14 protein-coding genes are annotated in these 20194 nt (G+C 27.6%); 3 read left to right on the forward strand and 11 right to left on the reverse strand.

Features of this window, described 5'->3' with window-relative positions; genetic code table 11:
• Positions 1-117: 117 nt before the first annotated feature.
• The 5 genes from BUA48_RS04350 to BUA48_RS04370 all read right to left on the reverse strand — a co-directional run bounded on the left by BUA48_RS04350 (position 118) and on the right by BUA48_RS04370 (position 7143).
• The gene (locus tag BUA48_RS04350) at positions 118-2157 is read right to left on the reverse strand and encodes a tetratricopeptide repeat-containing diguanylate cyclase (protein WP_072830435.1); all 2040 of its coding nucleotides are present in this window, start codon (positions 2155-2157) and stop codon (positions 118-120) included.
• A 98-nt stretch (positions 2158-2255) separates the two neighbouring features.
• Positions 2256-4391 carry a DNA helicase RecQ gene (gene recQ, locus BUA48_RS04355; protein WP_072830437.1) on the reverse strand — a complete coding sequence of 712 codons (2136 nt, stop codon included), beginning with the start codon at positions 4389-4391 and terminating at the stop codon, positions 2256-2258.
• 299 nt (positions 4392-4690) lie between these two features.
• Positions 4691-5434 carry an ABC transporter permease gene (locus tag BUA48_RS04360; RefSeq protein ID WP_072830439.1) on the reverse strand — a complete coding sequence of 248 codons (744 nt, stop codon included), beginning with the start codon at positions 5432-5434 and terminating at the stop codon, positions 4691-4693.
• A 2-nt stretch (positions 5435-5436) separates the two neighbouring features.
• A complete protein-coding gene (locus BUA48_RS04365; RefSeq protein ID WP_072830441.1) occupies positions 5437-6090 on the reverse strand; it encodes an ABC transporter ATP-binding protein in 654 nt (217 codons plus the stop codon).
• 435 nt (positions 6091-6525) lie between these two features.
• Positions 6526-7143, reverse strand: a complete 618-nt coding sequence (locus BUA48_RS04370; protein WP_072830443.1) for a DNA-3-methyladenine glycosylase — start codon at positions 7141-7143, stop codon at positions 6526-6528.
• 379 nt (positions 7144-7522) lie between these two features.
• Here BUA48_RS04370 and BUA48_RS04375 point away from each other — a divergent pair, with 379 nt between their 5' ends.
• Both BUA48_RS04375 and BUA48_RS04380 read left to right on the forward strand, forming a co-directional pair.
• A complete protein-coding gene (locus BUA48_RS04375) occupies positions 7523-8092 on the forward strand; it encodes a LemA family protein (RefSeq protein WP_072830445.1) in 570 nt (189 codons plus the stop codon).
• A 2-nt stretch (positions 8093-8094) separates the two neighbouring features.
• Complete coding sequence (locus BUA48_RS04380; RefSeq protein WP_072830447.1) at positions 8095-8928, forward strand: TPM domain-containing protein; 834 nt, start codon at positions 8095-8097, stop codon at positions 8926-8928.
• Between the two features lie 94 nt (positions 8929-9022).
• Here BUA48_RS04380 and cls read toward each other — a convergent pair whose 3' ends face one another.
• Positions 9023-10456, reverse strand: a complete 1434-nt coding sequence (gene cls / locus BUA48_RS04385; RefSeq protein WP_178138943.1) for a cardiolipin synthase — start codon at positions 10454-10456, stop codon at positions 9023-9025.
• Positions 10457-10690: 234 nt separating this feature from the next.
• Here cls and BUA48_RS04390 point away from each other — a divergent pair, with 234 nt between their 5' ends.
• A complete protein-coding gene (locus BUA48_RS04390; protein ID WP_072830451.1) occupies positions 10691-12454 on the forward strand; it encodes an ABC transporter ATP-binding protein in 1764 nt (587 codons plus the stop codon).
• A gap of 108 nt (positions 12455-12562) precedes the next feature.
• Here BUA48_RS04390 and BUA48_RS04395 read toward each other — a convergent pair whose 3' ends face one another.
• The 5 genes from BUA48_RS04395 to BUA48_RS04415 form a co-directional block, all read right to left on the reverse strand.
• The gene (locus tag BUA48_RS04395; RefSeq protein ID WP_072830453.1) at positions 12563-12736 is read right to left on the reverse strand and encodes a (2Fe-2S)-binding protein; all 174 of its coding nucleotides are present in this window, start codon (positions 12734-12736) and stop codon (positions 12563-12565) included.
• A 55-nt stretch (positions 12737-12791) separates the two neighbouring features.
• On the reverse strand, positions 12792-12983 hold the full coding sequence (locus BUA48_RS04400; RefSeq protein WP_072830455.1) for a ferredoxin: 192 nt from the start codon (positions 12981-12983) through the stop codon (positions 12792-12794).
• A gap of 266 nt (positions 12984-13249) precedes the next feature.
• Positions 13250-14497, reverse strand: coding sequence for an NAD(P)-dependent oxidoreductase (locus tag BUA48_RS04405; protein ID WP_072830457.1), 1248 nt, complete (start codon positions 14495-14497; stop codon positions 13250-13252).
• Positions 14498-14946: 449 nt separating this feature from the next.
• Positions 14947-18486, reverse strand: a complete 3540-nt coding sequence (locus BUA48_RS04410) for an AAA family ATPase (protein WP_072830459.1) — start codon at positions 18484-18486, stop codon at positions 14947-14949.
• A gap of 257 nt (positions 18487-18743) precedes the next feature.
• Entirely contained in the window at positions 18744-20087 is a 1344-nt protein-coding gene (locus BUA48_RS04415; protein WP_072830461.1) for an MATE family efflux transporter, read from the reverse strand.
• Between the last annotated feature and the right edge of the window lie 107 nt (positions 20088-20194).

The raw sequence follows: 20194 nt of genomic DNA on the forward strand, positions 1-20194 counted from the left end.
AACTCTTTAGGCTCTGCAATAGATAAACTGAAGGCTATTATTCCCCACCACTACCTAAAAGACAAAATTCCACCATAATTATCACCTTTAATACTAAAAATTATATATTTTCACTTATTAGTCAGTTATCTTATAATTATCTCTACCATTTTCTTTAACTTCATATAAATTTTTATCTGCTTTCAATATTACATTATCTATATCATAAATTTTTCCTATACTTGCTCCAATGCTAATAGATACCCTATCCTTCACCTGTGATTTTTTATGTTCAATATCTAACTCTTTAATTTTATTTATTAAATTTTTTAGTTTATGTTCAATATATTCACCATCATAATTATCTAATAATATATAAAATTCTTCTCCACCATATCGTCCAACCACATCATTTTCAAATACCTTATGTAAAGTTTCAGCAACTTGTAGAAGGACCTTATCCCCCTCTAAATGTCCATAATTATCATTATATAATTTAAAGAAGTCTATATCTATCATTATAAAAGTAACTTTTCTTTCCTTATCTAGCTCTTGTAAGTCCTTTATAACTTCATGCAACTTTCTTCTATTCCATACTCCCGTCAACGAGTCTCGTAATGCTAATTCCTTTAGTTTTTTATTATATTCTTCCTTCAACTTTAACTCTCTTCTATATTCTGTTGATTTTAATCTCAACACCACAATTAAAGCAATTATAATAAGTGCCACAATTGTTCTTTGAAACTTTAATCTATTTATATCCTCTTCATTTTCCTCTGCCTTTATCTTCTCACTTACATAGATAAGTGATTGCTTAATATTTTTGTTTCTTATTTCTCCTTCTACTTCTTCTCTTTCCTCTTCTACTTTATAAGCCTTTTCATATTCATTTAAAACACCATAGGTCTGTCTTAGTTTGGTAAGCGAAGTTGATAATCCAGAGGATGCCCTATTTCTCTCTTTTAATGTATCTACTGTTTCTTTATAGGCTTCTAAGGCTTTATCATATTCACCCATATTATACCAACAATCTCCATATCCAGAAGTTATATATACCTCAGCATCTAAATATAACTTTTCCTTACTTCCCTTATTATATTCAGCTTTTGCTTTATCTAAATATTTTATTGCTTCCTTAGGTTTATTAATCAAATTCAAATTGCCTGCAGCCATGGTATATGCCCAAACATATTCCTTTGGTCTCTCATATTCATCTAAATTTTCTATTTCATTTAAAAGTTCCTCTACTATCTCAAGAGATTTATTATACTCTCCATTGCCACAGTACGAATCTGATAAATATGCTAGCGTATTAATTTTTCTTTGCCTTGAAGAGTTTACCTCTTCTAGCATTAAAGCATTATTTAATATACTAATAGATTTTTCATAATCATCACTATAAGAAAAAGTGCTTCCTAATTCAATTAAAGCATCTGCTTCTAAAGCTTTCATTCTACCTTTCCTAGCTATCTTTAATGACTTTATATTATATTCTAAAGCTAAATCTAATTTATTATCTAATAAATAATACTTACTTAATTTTAAATATATATTAGCTAAAATTTCTTTACTTGGTTTAAGTGCCTTAGCCCTATTTAATATTTCTATGGCTATTCCAATTTTCCCCTCTTGATTTTGCAAAATATTAGCTCTGCTTATATACATATTAGCAATTAAGTTATTGTACTTGTGATCGTCTCCTAATTCTATTGCCTTTTTAAAACTTTCACTGGACTCTTCATACCTTCCAAGTTCAAAGTAATTCTTAGACATTTCATTATGACTCATAATTGATATTCCTTTTAAATAAGTACTATCTTCTTTATTAAAATCTAAGGATATTTTTATGTTTTCATTTGAACTTGTGTACTCACCAATAATATTCTCATAATATCCAATTATAAAATATGCCTTTACTTTAGTTTTATTATTATTAGTTTTATTGATAATTTCTTGCAACTTATTATTTAATTCACTAATCTCTTTTGAACTTAACTTTAGCTCCTTATTTTCTTCTATAAAATCAATAAGCCTATTTAACTTCATTGACTCCTTTAAACTTATGTCTCCTGAAAGAATACTACTAAATCCTATTACTATAACAAATCCAAATATAATCCATATACTCTTCTTTCGTTTAAATATATTTTTACTAAAACTCACATTGTTTACTTTCACTTTTACTCTATTTCCCCTTTGTACAAAAGTATACCCATAAGCGTAAACCGTAAATTAATTTAATAACCGTAAATATAAAAATAACATAAATATAAATACTACTTACTAATGTTCATAGTATATTTTAAAATAACATATTTAATAATATCATAAGTTATAGTATATGGTAACGCTTCCTTAATAGGCTTTAATTTGTTATATCCTATTTTCTCTATAACCTGCATTACCTGTTTTTCTTCTTCCTGTGAAAATAAGCTTGAAAAGTCCACCTCAAAATCCACCTTATTTTCTTCAGATATATAATTATTTATATGAGATATAACAGTTGATACAGCAATATTTCTTTCTTTAGCTGTTTCTAAAATAGATTTATTTTCTTTTATGCAATCAATTGTAACCTCATAAGAAGGCTTTTTACTTGAAGTCCTTTTTATAATCTGCCCTTCACTATAATGAAACTCTACTTTTAAATCATTTTTATCAACATAATCCTTGATACTTTGTAAAAATCCTTTTCCATATGTATCTAACTTTTTCTCTCCAACTCCACTTATATCTAAAAGTTGACTTTCATTTACTGGCATTCTTATACTCATTTCTTTTAAAGTTCCATCTCCGAAAACTATATAAGGTGGCACTCCTTCTTTACTTGCAATTTTACTTCTAAGAGCTTTAAGAATTTCAAATAACTCATTTTCCTCAAAGAATTTCTCTACCTTTATCTTTTCTTTTAAAACAATTCTTTCGTTTCCTTTTAATAACTCAAAGGACTTTTCATTCAATTGAATAACAGGATATGTCCCAACACAATTTATATATCCCTGTGAAATTAAAGTATTAATAAAGTTTTTTAATTCTTCCTTTGACACTTCTTGCATTATACCATAAGTAGATAATTCATCTAATGCTAAGTCTAAGAGTTTCTTATTTTTAGACCCCCTTAGTACATCTATAATCATCCCCATTCCATAAGGTCTTTTCATTCTATAAACACAAGAAATAACCTTCTGTGCCTCCACAGTCTTGTCTATAACTTCTCCAGTAAATTCACAATTACTGCAATTATTACAATCCTCTTTTCTTTCTTCTCCAAAATAATTTAATATAAACTTTCTATAACAACCATTGAAATAAACCAAGTCTATCATATTTTGCAATTTACTAAGTTCATTTGATTTTCTAATAGGTGAATTTAATGAACTATCTATCATATATCTTTGAACCTGTACATCACTAGAGGAAAATAAAAGTATACACTCAGACTCATTAGAATCTCTTCCTGCCCTACCTATTTCTTGATAATATCCCTCTATATTTTTAGGCATATTATAATGTATAACAAATCTTATATTAGGCTTATCAATTCCCATACCAAAAGCATTGGTTGCAATCATTACTGAAACTCTATCATAAACAAAATCTTCTTGATTAACCTTTCTTTCATTATCAGAAATACCTGCATGATATCTAGTGCAGCTTATGTTTTGAAGCTTTAATAACTCATATAAAGAATCTACTTCTTTTCTAGTAGCACAGTAAATTATTCCTGACTCTTTGTTATTTCTTAAATAGTCAGTCAAATATCTTCTCTTATCAACAGCTTTTTCTATTACTATCTTTAGGTTTTCTCTATCAAAGCTAGATATAAATACCCTTGGATCCTTAAGTTCTAAAAGTCTTATAATATCTTCCCTAACTTCTTTGGTTGCAGTTGCTGTAAATGCTGATACCACTGGCCTTTTTTCTAATAATCTTATAAAACTAGCTATATGTTTATAACTACTTCTAAAATCATGACCCCATTGAGAAACACAGTGTGCCTCATCAATAGCTATTTGAGAAACTTCTATTTGTGCTATTAAATTTAAGAAGTCATTAGATTCCAATCTTTCTGGAGCCACATAAAGTATCTTTATATTATTCTCTTTAACCTTTGAGAATATCTGATTTATTTCCAGTGTGGAAAGTGATGAATTTATATATGCAGAGTTTATTCCAATATTATTTATAGCATCAACCTGATCCTTCATAAGTGATATAAGCGGAGAAACTACTATAGTTATTCCACTTAGTATCATAGCAGGTATCTGATAACAAATAGACTTTCCTCCCCCTGTTGGCATTATAGCCATAACATCATTTCCTGTAATTATATCATCTATTATCTCTCTTTGATTGCTTCTAAAATTCTTGTACCCATAATATTCTTTTAAAATATCTTTTACTTTATCCAAAACTTATCTCCAATCCATGTACTAATACTCTATATATTTAAATAATCTTTCCTAACATTATAACATAATATTCCTACCCATAAAGCTTCTTAATATTTAATATAATATATTTAACCTTCATTCCATATTTAACAATAACTTTTTTTATCTATAGTTTTATACATTAAAACCTTTATGAAAGTTATAAATAATAATTGAAATAAAATATAAGAGCCCTATTTATAAAGATAGACTTAAAATAATAAAGCTATATTTATAAATAGGACTCATTTTACACCATAGTTTTTATTTTATGTTTTTTATTTCAACTGCTTTCTTTCATTAAAGAAATCCTTATAACATAAGTAAGTTGCCATCATAGTAGCTATAGATGAAGATGATAAAATCATAAAAGTAACCATAATTTGAAACTTAATTGCCATTAAGGGAGATGAACCTGCTAATATAAGTCCTGTCATCATACCTGGCAAGGCCACTATTCCTAAGGTTTTAGCTGAGTCAATAGTAGGTATAATTGCTATCTTTATACTTTCTCTTAAGATATCTTTAGAAGCCTCTTTAATATCTGCACCTAAGGATAATTTAACTTCAATCTCTACTCTTCTATTTTTAAAACAATTATTTAAATTCCTATAACTTAATCCTATTGCAATCATAGAATTACTTATAACCATTCCTGCAACTGGTATAACCTCATTAGGCGTAAATTCTATTGCCTTAGCCACTAACAAAACTGAAAGTACCACCATTGTTCCAATAAACATGGAAATAAAGGATATTAAAACTACATTTTTAATACCTTCCCCTCTTTTTTTAGTATTAACTGCTGCATTTATCATCATTATTATTACTAAAGCTATTGTAAATATTGGTCTTTCTAATCCAAAAATTATATCTAATACGTAACCAACTATTACAAGCTGTATAACTGCTCTTACTATACTAATTACTATTTCTTTTTCTAAAGCTAAATGTTCTTTATATGAAATAAAAATAGGTATTATAATTAATGCTGATGCTATAATTAAAGATATTGTATCCATTATTAAATCCTCTCTATACTCTTTACTTGCCCCTCTGAAATCTCAATTCTTTTGTTAAAAATCCTCTCACTTTGCTCTAAACTATGGGTAATCCATATAACCGTTACTCCCTCTTTGTTTAATTCTTCTATATATTTCTCTATAACCATAGCATTCTCTTTATCTAAAGCAGAGGTAGCTTCATCTAACAATAAAATATCTGGTTTATAAATTAAGTTTCTAATAATTGATATTCTTTGCTTCTCTCCCCCTGATAAAGACTTTATGTCCTTTTCTAAGAAGCTCTCATCTAAATTGAACTTCTCAAGTAACTTAACAATTCTTCCTTTATCAATCTTCTCTTTTCTTATATTATAAGGAAACTCTAAGTTTTCATAAACCTTATCCCCAAAAAGATGTGGTAATTGAACACAATAACTTATTTTTCTTCTAAGTTCAATAGGGTTGTACCTCTTATAGTTCTTCTCTCTATAAATCAGTTCCCCCTTTGATATTGGAATTAAATCTGCACATATTTTAAGTAAGGTACTTTTTCCACTTCCAGAAGAGCCAATTATAGATACACAATCACCTTCTTCTATTTTCATGGAAATTCCCTTTAATATTTTTGTATTATCTGCTTCATAATGCAAATCCCTTATCTCTAAAATACTCATTAAAATCTCACCTCTTAATAACTATAAATTAAAAATATACCTTCAAATATATTTTGAAATCAACATTTATTTTTATTTAACAGTATTGGAACTGTAAATGTTGTTTTATTTTTAATATAATTAAACTTATCTTGTTATTATATCATATTAGCTTCTTTACTCTTTATATTTAATTTATATTTAACATTAGTAGCATAAAATAAATTCACTCTTTATTTTATTAGAGATCTCTATTATTAATTGATATATTATATGTTTTATTACTAACTCGTAAGTATCATTGATATTGCAAAAGTATCTTAACTTAAGTATATATTTTAAAAACAATCCTTATACTTTTTTATAATAAAAAATAAAGAAGCTAATGCCTTAATGTTTCTTTAAAATGCATTAGCTTCTTAATATATATTCCATATTAAACAAGCTATCTATTTTCTATTTTTTAGATACATAGAAATTGTCTTTTATATAAAATCTCCAAAGAAAATCAACAGCTTCCTCTGCATAATCTATGCCTACTCTTTTTGCTTCCACAACCTCATAGTTAAATTCATAGTTTGGATTTTCTTCAACATAAAGAGTGTCATTTTTTATAACGCTTGCGCAATTATAACTCTTATCAATACCCATTGCAATACAAAGTTTAGCTGGACCATTAGTTATAGATCTTTTCTGAGTTTTATTTAAATTATTGAAAAGAAAGTTAAATCTTCTAAGAGACATGGTATTTATTCCTTTTATAGGCTCTATAGCTCTTATAAGTACTCCTTCTGCTTCTCCCTCTTTACCTGCTATTATATTGAAACAGGTATACATACCATATACAGAATATACATATATAGTTCCAGGCTTTTTATAAAGCGCCTCTATACTTGGTGTAATCTTCCCACCATAAGCATGTGAAGCTTTATCTATAGCCCCTATGTATGCCTCTGTTTCAACAATTATTCCCTTTAAACTCTCTCCATTTATCTCATGTACTAATACCTTTCCTAAAAGATCCTTTGCTAACTCTAAAGCACTTTTTTCATAAAAACTTTTATCTAATCTCATTCATTTCACCTTCAAAACAAATACTAGACAATTCTCATTTTAATTATCTCTCTTTGTTAATTAATTATGTCTTATGTCAAAATCTTAATATAAGAATTTAATTATATTTATTTCAAAGTGACTTTACAAGCACTTAAAAAATTGTTCTAATATAAAGATTCTTTTTAATTATCTTCACAATTCATAAAAAATATAACTACTTAAGCTTTATTTAATTTTGCCTTGCTCAATATTAGTGTTTTTATAAATCTTTTTAATTCTTAAGGTATTAATTTTAATATACACCATATAAATTTAAATTTTTCCAATATGGTATATATTATTAAGTATTTGTACATATACTATGATATACTATCATATATAGAATTGAGGTGATTTCATGAAAAAAAGCGTTAAAATATTACTAATTGTTTTAGCAATTATTGCAGTTATAGCTTTTCCTATAATAGGTACATATAATAATTTAGTATCTTTAGAACAAAAGGTAGATGCTGCACAATCAAATATTGATACTCAACTTCAAAGAAGGTCTGATTTGATTCCTAATTTAGTTAGCACTGTTAAGGGCTATGCTACTCAAGAGAAAGATATTTTCACCGATATAGCTAATGCTAGAAGTAAACTTGCTGGTGCATCTAATGTATCTGATCAAGCAACTGCTGATGGTGAACTTTCAAATGCATTATCTAGATTACTTGTTGTAGTAGAAAAATATCCTGATTTAAAATCAAATGAAAATTTTAAGGATTTATCTATCCAACTAGAAGGTACTGAAAATAGAATTGCTATAGCAAGACAAGATTATAATACAGCCGTTACAAATTACAATACTAAGAGAAGAAGATTCCCTAGTAATATAGTTTCATCCTTATTAGGTTTTGAAGAAAAACCTCTATATAAAGCTAGTGCAGGTGCTCAAGAAGTACCTAAAGTAGACTTTACAAAATAAGTATGAACCTTAAATCTTTATCTTCAAAACTGAAAATATTTTTATCTTCTCTCTTTATATTTATTTTTACATTTTCTTTTGTTGCATATGCTGCTACAAATTATCCTACTCCAAGTAATTTAAAGTATATTAATGATTACGTTGGAGTCGTAAATCAAACTGAAGCTGAGAATATTATATCTATAGGCAAGGAGCTAGAAAGCAAAACTTCTGCTGAGGCTACTGTTGTTATAATAGATTCAACGCAGGGCGTACCAATTGAAGAATACGCCGTAAATCTCTTCAGGACCTGGGGAATAGGTCAAAAAGGAAAAGATAATGGTTTACTTATTCTCTTAGCTATAAATGATAAAGCTTGGAGAGTAGAAGTAGGCCGTGGGCTAGAGGGTGCTGTTCCAGATGCTCTAAGCAATAGAATTATGGAATCCCTTGCAAAACCAAGCTTTATTAAGGGTAATTTTGGTGAAGGACTTGTAAATTCCTACAGTAGTTTTTGTGACTATATAGCAAAAGAATATAACGTAACCTTAGATAAATCTCTTAATGTTAAATTACAAGAAAATAACTATGATTCTTCTGAAAATACTGGAGCTGGAATTATCTTTGGAATAGTTATGTTGTTATTTTTCTTAGATTTAATTTTTAATAGAGGTAGAGTATTTTCCTCCCTATTCCAAGCCATTTTCATAAGTAATGCTATTAATAGAAGAAACGGTCCAAGAGGCGGTGGCTTCGGTGGTGGCTCTGGTGGAGGATTTGGAGGTGGAGGTTCTTCCGGTGGTGGAGGATTCGGTGGTGGCTCCTCTGGTGGTGGAGGTTCCTCTGGCGGTTGGTAAGCTTAAAATTAAACCATGTATTTTCATAGTTCTATTGTTCTTAAACAATGATTCTATTTAAATACATGGTTTTTAATATATTATTAAACTATTTTTATATTATAGGTGCTAAAATCCTCAATATAGACTCTACAATTCTTCTTCCATAACTTCTATTATTAAAAAGCTCATAATTTAGTTCTATGGTGTTTTTTAAGTCTTCCTTAAATATATCATAATATCCTATTGTAAATTTATCATCATAAAACAAAGTACAAATCTCATTATTAAGTTCTAAACTTCTAATATCTAAATTTACAGAACCTATACAGGTCAAGTAATCATCAATTATAAGAGTTTTTGCATGTATATATCCCTTATATTGAAATACTTTTACATTATATTTTATAAGTTCATCTATATAATAATCCGATACTGCCTTTAATAAAAAACTAGGTGGTATCAAAGGAATCATAAGATTAACCTCCACACCTGAAGCCGCTGCGGTTTTTAAGGCATTAAGTATAATATCATCTGGAATTATATAGGGAGTTTGAATACATATTCTTTTCTTTGCAGTATTTATCATCTTACAATAGGCCATTTTTATATTACTTTCCTTACTCTCTACTCCACTAGTTAATATCTGTATAGGTAAGATTTCCTTTGTTTCCTTATACTTAAAATACTTTTCTAGATTTTCAACATCTATCTGTACATTACCCTCACGACTTAAATAAAACCAATCCTTAATAAAATAATATTGAAGAATCCCTACACTTTCTCCTAAAAGCCTTACATGGGTATCTCTCCAAGGATTTTTTCTTTTATGCCCATTGGCATATTGTTCTCCTATATTCATACCCCCTGTATAAGCTATCTTTCCATCAATAACTACTATTTTTCTATGATTTCTAAAATTAGTACCTAAACCCCATAATCTAAATTTCCTAATAAATCCTCCATCTTTTATAAGCTTCTCATAAAATTTACTTTTAGTCGCTATATTTGCTATACCATCAAAAATAATTCTAACCTCTACACCCTCCTTTGCCTTTTCTTCTAGTAATTTTATTAATTTCTCTCCTACTCTATCAGGGTGAATAGTGTAATACTCTATATGAATGCTTTCCTTTGCATTTCTTATATCCTCAAATAAAAGCTTGTACTTTTCTTCTCCACTAGTTATTACTGTTGCTTCATTATTTTCTAAAAGTAGACTTTCATTATTTTTAAGATTAAATTGAATCATAGGAAGTAATTCTTTAAATTTTTCTGTACCTTTATTAATATTAAAAGCTTTTATTTCTTGTAATTGTTTATTTAAAACTTCTAAATATCCTTTACACAGATCCTTGTTTCTCTTCCAATAAGATAATTTTATAGTTATAGTACCTCCAAATATTAAGTAAGCAATAAAGCCTACAATAGGAACTGTCCATAATATAATAATCCAGGTTAACATTTCTTCGGGCTTTTTTCTCTCTATAAATATTAGAGATACAGTTAATATTAGGTTAATAAGTGCTATAATACCTATAATCGTCATTTCCATCCCTCATTTACTTTTTCTTTTAAGTTTATATTATAGTATAGTATAAATCGCAATAAATATCTTTAAAGTTTTTATGAATAATATTTCATAAAAATATCTGAGATATTGATAGAATTTTCTTTATTTTCTTGTAATTATTTCTTCAAAATGCTAAACTGCAAAAGGTATATCTTCAAAATCAAGTTATATACCTGTAATCTTAAAACTTAAAACAAAGGAGGATAAAATATGAAATTAAAAAACTCTAAATTTATATATCCATTATATAAATTATTCAAATTATGTAAAGACTTAAAACTTCAAATTTGTATTACAGCATTAGTACTTTTACTTAGTAGCTTTTTTGCAATATACCCTATTCAGTACCTTCAAAAAGCAATAGACATAAGTGTTAATTCTTTACATGGTGATTCCATAAAAAGCTTTTTATTAGTAAGTGCTGTTTATCTTATACTTCATATATTAAATGTATTTTTCACTGGAATATTTCAATATCTAAGTGCAAATTTAGAAGCTAAGATAGGTCATAAAGTGCGAATAGAGTTGTTTTCTAAGTTGCAAAGTTTACCTTTATCTTTTTATGATGACTCTACAACCGGGGACTTATTAGTTAAATTAATGCAGGACAGTACTATAACCGTAGACGGTATACTAAAACCTCTAATTTTCATATTGAAAGAACTATCTATGTTTGTAATTGGCTTTTATTATATGGCTAAAATAGATATTGGTATAACCTTAATTATGATTCCAATAGGAATTTTATTATGCTTCTTTATAACTAAAACAGGACCTAAAATACACTCTTTATCTCAAGATGAAAGAGATTCTAATTCTATTTTATGGAGTAAATTTAATGAATTTATTCGTGGTGTAAAAGAAGTAAAATCCTATGGGCAAGAAGAAAACTCTTTAAATGAGATATCACAAAGTAGTCTATGCACTAATAAAAAAATACTGAATCTACAAAAATACACAATAGTAACTGGTAGTATAAATAGTGCGTTTTTTATGGGAATAATATGTTTAATTATAGTTTTAGGTGGTTATAAAGTTGGGACAGGCACCCTTTCTATAGGTGGCTTAAGTGCCCTTATGATGTATAACGGCTTGCTTATAGATCCTATGCTTAATTTCACATCCTTTTATCAAGAAACCCAAAGAATTTTAGTAAGTATAGAACGAATTTTTTCTATCCTTGATAAAGAAGGTGAGTATATTTCAAAAGAAGATTCCTTCAATGAAAATATTTTTTATAATAAATTAGAAGTTAAAGAGTTATGTTTTGCTTATAAAGATACTAAAATTTTAAATAATGTGTCTTTCACTATCAATAAAGGAGAAAAAGTTGCTTTTGTTGGTGAAAGTGGTTCTGGTAAAAGCACTATGTGTAAATTACTTATGGGCTTTTATACTGCCCAAGAAGGTAAAATAAGTTTTGATAATAAAAACATTAATGATATTAGCTTAAGCAAGATTCGAAGTACTGTTGGAATTGTTTTTCAAGATACATTTTTATTTTCTTCAAGCTTAAGAGAAAATCTTTTATTTGTAAATAAAACAGCTACTGAAGAAGATCTAAATAGAGCCTTAGAAATATCCGGTATCAACCTATTTTTAGATAAACTTCCTAAGGGACTAGATACCCCTTTAGGTGAAAATGGAATGCAATTATCCGGTGGGGAAAGACAGAGAATATCCATAGCTAGAGTAATATTAAAAAATCCTGAACTTATAATTTTAGATGAAGCTACCTCATCTTTAGATCCAATTACTACTTCCAAAATAATAAGAGATTTGCTCATTTACTTTGAAAATAAAACTATAATATTTACAGTTCACAAGTTAAGTAATATAGCTCAGATATGTGATAATATTCTTTTATATAATAAAGGTGAATTGCTTGAAGAAGGCACACATGAAGAATTGATGCGTAAAAAATCTATGTATAGTAAGTTATACTTAGCACAATTTATAGAGGAAAACTCTTAAAATAAAGGGGCTGTAACACTAATAAATTCATGTTCAATATTATATATTTCTAAATATATAATATTATGAAACTTACTCTTGGTGTTACAACCCCTTTTTAATATTTTATTATTTATTTTCTTCTATTAAAGTATTAATTTTTCCTTTACATCTTGCACCACGACAGCAACCTTTACCTGCGGAAGTTGTTTCTTGTACTTGCTCGTAAGAAGTTGCTCCTTCTTTTATAGCCTTTATTATTTCTTCTTCTGTTATTCCTTTACATAAACAAACCTTTGACATAATAATCTCTCCTTAATAATTAAAGTTTACAACTTAAATTTAAAAATTTGTTGTCTTAAAAATTCTCTAAACTTATTGCATGTACTGGACAATATTCATAAGCTAGCTTAACATAAAACTCTAACTTTAATGGTATTTCTTCTTTTATAGCTACTGCTACTCCATTTTCTATTGAAAATACATCCTCACATGCACCTTTGCACATACCACAAGCAATGCAAATATTTTTATTAATATATGCTTTCATAAAATTCCTCCAAACCTTGAAGTATAATTTATCATAGCGTTTTCTTATACTCTGCTTTTCATATGTATCAAGAGGTCTATACTTATATTATTAACTAATAATTATTATTTGTCAATATATTTTATTCTTATTTTTATATAAGATCCTTCATATATATTCTAAAAATACTCTTTAGTATATTTATATTTCATTTTTCCTATTAAATAACTCCAAGTTTAACTATAGAAAATTACTTATATAATAATCTAAAAAGTTATACTTCCTCTCTATTTCTTTTCTTCACAATAATTATCTATGGCATCTGCAACTATTTTAGCATGTGCCACAGCTTCCACCACAGTTTTAGCACCTGTTACTACATCCCCTGATGCAAAAACTCCCTCTCTAGTTGTATTCCCATTTTCATCTACAAGCAAAAGCCCTTGCTTATTAGTTTCTAGCTTAGTTGTATTAGCTACTATATTATTTTTAGGGTTTTGACTAACTGCTATAATAACATCATCACACTCTATGACCTTTTCTGACCCCTCAATTACTTTAAAGCTTACAGTTCCATCATCAGCAACAACTTTTTCAACATCTTCAAACTTAACACCCTCATCTAAAATTTCTACTGGTGATTTAAAAAGCTCAAACTTTATTCCATCTTCTTTAGCTTCTTGTATCTCAAGCTTTGTCGCAGTCATATGATCAAAATCTTTTCTATAATATACAAATACTTCTGAACCATTTCTTTTAGCAACCCTAGCAGCATCCATAGCAACATTTCCTGCTCCAATTACTATAACTTTTTTCCCAAGATGGAAAGATTCTGGAGACTTAAGATAGTTAATAGCATAATTTGCATTGCCTAAAGTTTCTCCCTTTATGTGTAAAGGTTTTGGATTCCATACTCCTGTTCCAATAAATATTGCATCATATCCATCCTCTAATATTTTATCTATTGTTAAAACAGGACCAACTAGAGTGTTATATCTTATTTTAACATTTAAACTTAAAAGCTTTTCTTCAATTAAATCTAAAATATCCTTTGGCAATCTAAATCCTGGTATTCCGTATCTTAAAACTCCACCTAATTTATCATTCTTTTCGAATATAGTTATTTTATATCCTCTTTGTGCTAGTATAAATGCTATAGCTATACCCGCTGGTCCTGAACCAACAATAGCTACTCTATGATTCTTTTTATCTAATTGCTTTAATTCTGTATTTTGTAGGTATTTCATAGATATATAGTGTTCTATATCTCCGAAATTTATAGGCTCCCCTTTTATCCCTCTTATGCAATTACCAGAGCATTGCTTTTCATGTGGACAAACTAAAGAACATATTACTGAAAGAGGATTATTTTTAAACAAAAGCTCTCCAGCTTCTTCAATCTTATTTTCTTTATAAAGGTTAATAACTGTAGGAATTTCCGTACTTATAGGACAGTTATTTTTGCATCTAGGCTTTTTACATAAAAGACATCTATTTGCATCATCATTAATTTTGCCTAAGTCAATTTTTATCATAGTAGTCTCCTCTTTTTAATGTCTTTCCATTAAGTATTTATTATTAATTGATATTTACTATTGTATATTTTTATAATACTAAGTTTTTATAATTCCTTCAATACCAATTGAAATAATTTCAATTTTAAAATTATTCTGAATTAGTATTAACCTAAATTTATAAATTTAATTACTTTATTCTATTTTATTCTCTCATTTAAAATAATGTGTATATTATTAAATAATCTTTAATCTCGCTAAGTTAAGTTTAGACAGTGAGAAATTAGAGCTTAAGTCTATATTTTTTAAATTTAAGTTACTCTATAAACTAAATTTTTTAACTTTTAATATAAAAAAAGCTACTAAGCAAAAGATTGTTTTACAATATATACTTTTTCTCTTACACCTTATATATTGCAAAGCTAAGCTTTCACTTAATAGCTAATTTTCATTTAAAATAGATTGATATTTTATATTAATTTATTTTTTAATTTAGAAAATTCTTCTTTTGTTATAATATTTAAATCCAATAAATTTTTTAGTTTAATTAATTCACTTACTATAGAAGAATTGTAGTTTTTTCTCTCTTCATTTTCACATACACTCTCTTGCGCTTCTATATTTCTTCTATGGAAAGAGTTTTTATATAAAAACTCTTCTTTACTAGCATAAATATCTGTATTTTCAACTGTGCTTAATTCTTTTGCATTTGATTTTTCATCAGCAACTCTTATACTTTGCGCTCTTATTAAAATATCCAAGTATTGCTTTATCATTAAGCCGTTTTTAAGTAATAATTTTTTATTATTACTTAATTCGTGTATAACTTCATTTAAAGCTTCTTCACCTTTATCACTTAAGGTGTAGCCTTTTTTATCTAAAATACTTAAAGCTATGTTAAATAACTCCTTCTCCTCATAACCTTCAAAATCTAACCATATTGGAAATCTATAATTTAAAGATTGATTATATGCAACGAGTTCCTTCATCTTATCTTGATTTCCTGATAAAACTATAATTATTTTATTATTGTTTTTATCCATAAATTTAATTAGCTCTGAAGTTAATTCTTTACATTCCTCTTGGTTAAGTAATAAGTCAGCTTTATCTATAAAGAGAATCTTTCCTAAATGCTTATTAAATATATCCTCTAACTTTATTCCTTTACTCATCATAGAAATAAGTTCGTGCTTATCAATTTCAACTATATGTTTGGCCTTAACTATTCCCATGCTATAATACATTTCAGATAATATATTTAACACAGTTTTTTTACCTGTTCCAACTTCACCAGTGAAAACCATGTTCATATATTTATTTATATCACTTCTCATACCAAGTTTTCTTCGTTTATCTTTAACTTTAATAAGCTTATATTGATTTCTTAAAAAATTCTTTATATTTTCATTAACCACTAAGCTACTTAACTTTTCTTCTAAATCAAATTCTTGATCATATTCAGAAACATTAATTTTTTCTATGTCCTTGGCATTAATTAAATTCATTTCATAGACACTTGTATCATTTTCAGCTATTCTAATACTTTGATTTCTAATTATGCTTTCTACATAATTTCTAACCATTCTACCGTTACCTGATTGTGAATCTGAGCTTTCATATATCTGAACAAAACTTTTTTTCAATGCAACATATGCATTCTTAGAAATTTTAAATCCCTTAGCTTCAATTAATCTTATAGCCATTTCTGAAAGTTCATTAGGATTATAATCCTCAAAATTAGTCCATAGTGGGAATCTTGATCTTAAGCCTATATTAACATCAAAGAATTCTTCCATTTCCTCTTCATATCCAGCTAAAATAACTATTACTTCCTTAGAGTAATCCTCTATTAGTTTTAATAAAGTTTCGATAGCCTCTCTTCCTAAGGAATCATTAGCAAGGGTATAAGCTTCGTCTATAAATAATATACCACCTATAGCTTCCTTAAATTTAGCTTCAGTTTTCTTTGAAGTTTCACCTGGAACTTCTGATACAAAGCTGGATCTATCAGTTTCTACTAACTGACCAATCTTTAATAATCCCATGCTATTTAGCATTTCAGCAACTAATCTTGCTATACTTGTTTTCCCTGTACCTGGATTTCCTGCAAAAACCATATTTAAATTTTGTTCTATCTTAGTGCTTACTCCAACTGATTTTCTCTTTTCTTGAGCTACAATTAATTTATATTGACTTCTTAAGAGATTTTTAACTTCTTCCAAACCTATAATTTCTTCTAATTTTTCCTCTAAGTCAAACTTTGCATTAATTTTAAAGTTAAAGTTATCTCTTTCTAGCAAATCAATTTGTCTTTTACTATTAGTTAAGTACTTTTTAGATGCATCTAAAATAGCATTTTCTATTATGTTTCTAACAAATCTAGCATTTCCTAAATCATTTTTACCGATTAATTGATTTCTAGTAAACAAATCTATTAAACCTGATTTTACATTCTTAGCTATTTTATATCCCTTTGATTTTGCTATATTTTCAGCTATTTCATACATTTCTACAGGGTTATAATCCTTAAATTCTATTCTATTAGAAAATCTTGATTTAAGTCCAGGGTTAAAGGATAAGAATCTATCCATATCTTCCTTATATCCTGCTAATATAACTATTAAGTTTTCTCTGTTATCTTCAATTCCCTTTAATAAAGCGTCTACTATTTCTTTTCCTACTTTATCTTCTTCACTTTCACATAAAGAATATGCCTCATCTATGAATAAAATCCCTCCTATAGCGGAGTTTATTATATCAATGGTTCTTTTAGCTGTATCATTTATGTTTTCAGTAACAAAGTCAGCTTTACTTACCTCTCTAAATACTCCCTTTGATAAAATACCTAAGGCATTTAAATATTCAAAGGTAACTCTTGCTGCATTAGTTTTGCCTGTACCAGCATTTCCCTCAAAAATCATGTTCATAGATATTTTAGAGGTTTTCAAACCTAATCTCTTTCTTATCTTTTGAACCTTATAATTATTTTCTACATTTATAATAAAATCTTTTAAGTCCTTCATTCCTATTATTGAGTCTAATTTATATTTTGCTTCCTCAAGAGTTGGAGTAAGGTAATCATCTAACTTAAATACACTTTCATCACACCTACAATAAATTTCGTTATTTTTTACGTATAATAAAAACTGTCCTTCTTTACATAATCTCTCTTCAATTATTAAATTAGTTATTGGTTTATATATCTTGTAAGAAAGATACTCGCTTATACCAAAGCTCCCATCCTTAATATAGTTTTCTTGAAGAAATGTACAAATACCAAAATCATCTTCATTGTCATTATCTTCATTTACTCCTAATTGAATATCTACACTTAACTTTTCTTGTATTTCTTCAATACCCTTTATTAATTCTCTTCTTACTAAAATATTTCTTTCCTTATTATCTAGTGATCTTGAGTATAAAAACTCAAATTTATTACTTTTAAACTTCTCTTGGAATTTTTCTCCAAGCTCTCCCTTTTCATCATTGTATATATAAATGAAAAATTTATCATGGCAAATAAATTTATCTATTTTATTTTCATCACCATTGTCTGCTTCAACTAAAAACTTATTTTTAATAACATAGTCATGATTTAATTTTAAACAAGTATTCGGATATAACTCCGATAATACCTTTAGGATCTCATCATTAGCCTTTTCTGCATTTTTAAATATTATACAAGGTGAATCACTATTTAGTTTTTCATATAAATCAGTTAAAAAAGCATTATATCCTAAATTGAAATCATATGATGCAAGGTTTATCTCGTCTACCTCTCCACCTTTTAATATTTTCTTACTTTTAAACTCTTCAAAAAGTAACCTTACACTTGCCTTCTTAAAAGTCCCTCTTTCACCTACAAGAACTAAAATTCCTCTTTCATCTTTTAAAAACTGCTTTTTGAAATAAAAGCATAAATTATGAACCAAATTTCTTTGTCCTAATAACTCATCATTTAATTTTTGCTCAATGTCTAAAAAACTTTTTTCTATATCTACGTTACTCATCTCTCATCCTCCTTTTACTTATGTTTATCTATATACCAATTTTCTTATACCCTACTTCAAGATGTGTTTTATTAAACTATACCTATGTTTATCTTTATTGTAAAGATTTATGTACAAAAAATTACATTATTTTAAATACTATTAAAATAATATCAAACTTTATACACTTTATTTTCCAAAATATTTTATTTTTGTATAAATAAAAAGGACCGGTACCTTAAGATAACTATCTTATTGCACCAAGTCCATTTTGTATTTTATCTTGTTAATATTATTTCCTCTCTACTTTTTAATAAATAAAGACATATTCCAAAGGTAACTACCTCTGCAAATGGAACAGATAGCCAGATTCCATCACTACCATACAGTTTAGGTAATATAGCTACTCCTATTAATATAAAAATAAGTCCTCTTGATAAGGCTATAATAACTGATTCCTTTGCAAACCCTATGGATGTAAAGTATGCTGAATTTACTATGTTAAATCCAATCATTAAAAAGCTAATTGCAAAAAGTTTAGAACCAACTACTGCAAGCTGCACAACCTCTTCACTACTACTTCCAAACAATGAAACTAAATCCTTACCAAAAATAAAGAAAATAAGAAATAAAATTATTCCTATTATAGTACAAACTATATAAGATAATTTAAGTACACTTTTTACTCTTTCATGCTTTCTAGCACCATAGTTATAACTAATAATTGGACCTATTCCATCTCCAACTCCAAACATTACATAAGAGGCAAATAAAGCAATATAATTTATAGCTGTAAATGCCGCTACTCCTGAGGCCCCTGCTACTTTCATAAATGCCATGTTGAAAACATAAGCTGTAATAGCTGCTGCAATAGATGTCATTCCCTCTGAAGCACCATTATATACTATTGGTACTACAGTGCTTTTATCGTATTTTCCCACAAATATATTTAACACATTTTTTCTGTTCATTTGTGGCCAAATAACATAAAGCACACCTACACTATTAGATAATCCTGTTGCAATTCCAGCACCCATGGTGCCTAATCCCATTACCTTAATTAATAAGTAATTTAAAATTATATTTGCAATAAGACCTAAAGTCATAGACTTAAAATATAAATCAGGTCTCTCTACTAATCTATTTGAAAAACCAAATTGAAATACTAGAAACATTGGTAATAAAAATATAGATAACATCTTTATATAGTTCGCTGTATCCTTAACTAAAACATCATTAGCTCCTAAAAGCAAGGCTATTTTTTCACTAAAAAAGAATCCCGAAACACCTAAAATTATTGCTATTATTATAAGTAAAATTATTGAGGTCTTAAATATATTTTGAGTCTTTTTAATATCTCCCTCACCTAAACTTCTCCCCATGTAACTTAATGAACCTACACTTACCATCATTGAAGAAGCTATTGTTAATTGGAAAAATGGCTGAGCAAGGTTTACACTTGCTAAGGCATTTTCACCTACAAAGTTTCCAACAGATAAACCATCTATAATAATCTGCATACCGGCTATAACCATTGATATAATTGCTGGTATGGAATACTTAATAAATAATTTTGTTATATTTCCCCTTCCTAATATATTTTCCTTACTACTTGCTTCCATGATAATTTCCTCTCTTCTAAAAGTTTAAAATAATTACCTAACTAAAATATATTGTACTGTTAAGCTTACATTAATTACGCCTTATATTCTTTTAAAGCATTTTAATA

This window comes from Clostridium collagenovorans DSM 3089, assembly GCF_900130005.1.
GTDB lineage: Bacteria > Bacillota > Clostridia > Clostridiales > Clostridiaceae > Clostridium_D > Clostridium_D collagenovorans.

Coding starts and splice junctions, on each gene's coding strand:
- BUA48_RS04400 (WP_072830455.1), bottom strand. CDS start 12,983: ATGAAAGCATATATTAATAAAAATATTTGCATTGCTTGTGGTATGTGC.
- BUA48_RS04360 (WP_072830439.1), bottom strand. CDS start 5,434: ATGGATACAATATCTTTAATTATAGCATCAGCATTAATTATAATACCT.
- BUA48_RS04365 (WP_072830441.1), bottom strand. CDS start 6,090: ATGAGTATTTTAGAGATAAGGGATTTGCATTATGAAGCAGATAATACA.
- BUA48_RS04370 (WP_072830443.1), bottom strand. CDS start 7,143: ATGAGATTAGATAAAAGTTTTTATGAAAAAAGTGCTTTAGAGTTAGCA.
- cls (WP_178138943.1), bottom strand. CDS start 10,456: ATGACGATTATAGGTATTATAGCACTTATTAACCTAATATTAACTGTA.
- BUA48_RS04405 (WP_072830457.1), bottom strand. CDS start 14,497: ATGATAAAAATTGACTTAGGCAAAATTAATGATGATGCAAATAGATGT.
- BUA48_RS04380 (WP_072830447.1), top strand. CDS start 8,095: ATGAACCTTAAATCTTTATCTTCAAAACTGAAAATATTTTTATCTTCT.
- BUA48_RS04415 (WP_072830461.1), bottom strand. CDS start 20,087: ATGGAAGCAAGTAGTAAGGAAAATATATTAGGAAGGGGAAATATAACA.
- BUA48_RS04390 (WP_072830451.1), top strand. CDS start 10,691: ATGAAATTAAAAAACTCTAAATTTATATATCCATTATATAAATTATTC.
- BUA48_RS04410 (WP_072830459.1), bottom strand. CDS start 18,486: ATGAGTAACGTAGATATAGAAAAAAGTTTTTTAGACATTGAGCAAAAA.
- BUA48_RS04395 (WP_072830453.1), bottom strand. CDS start 12,736: ATGTCAAAGGTTTGTTTATGTAAAGGAATAACAGAAGAAGAAATAATA.
- BUA48_RS04375 (WP_072830445.1), top strand. CDS start 7,523: ATGAAAAAAAGCGTTAAAATATTACTAATTGTTTTAGCAATTATTGCA.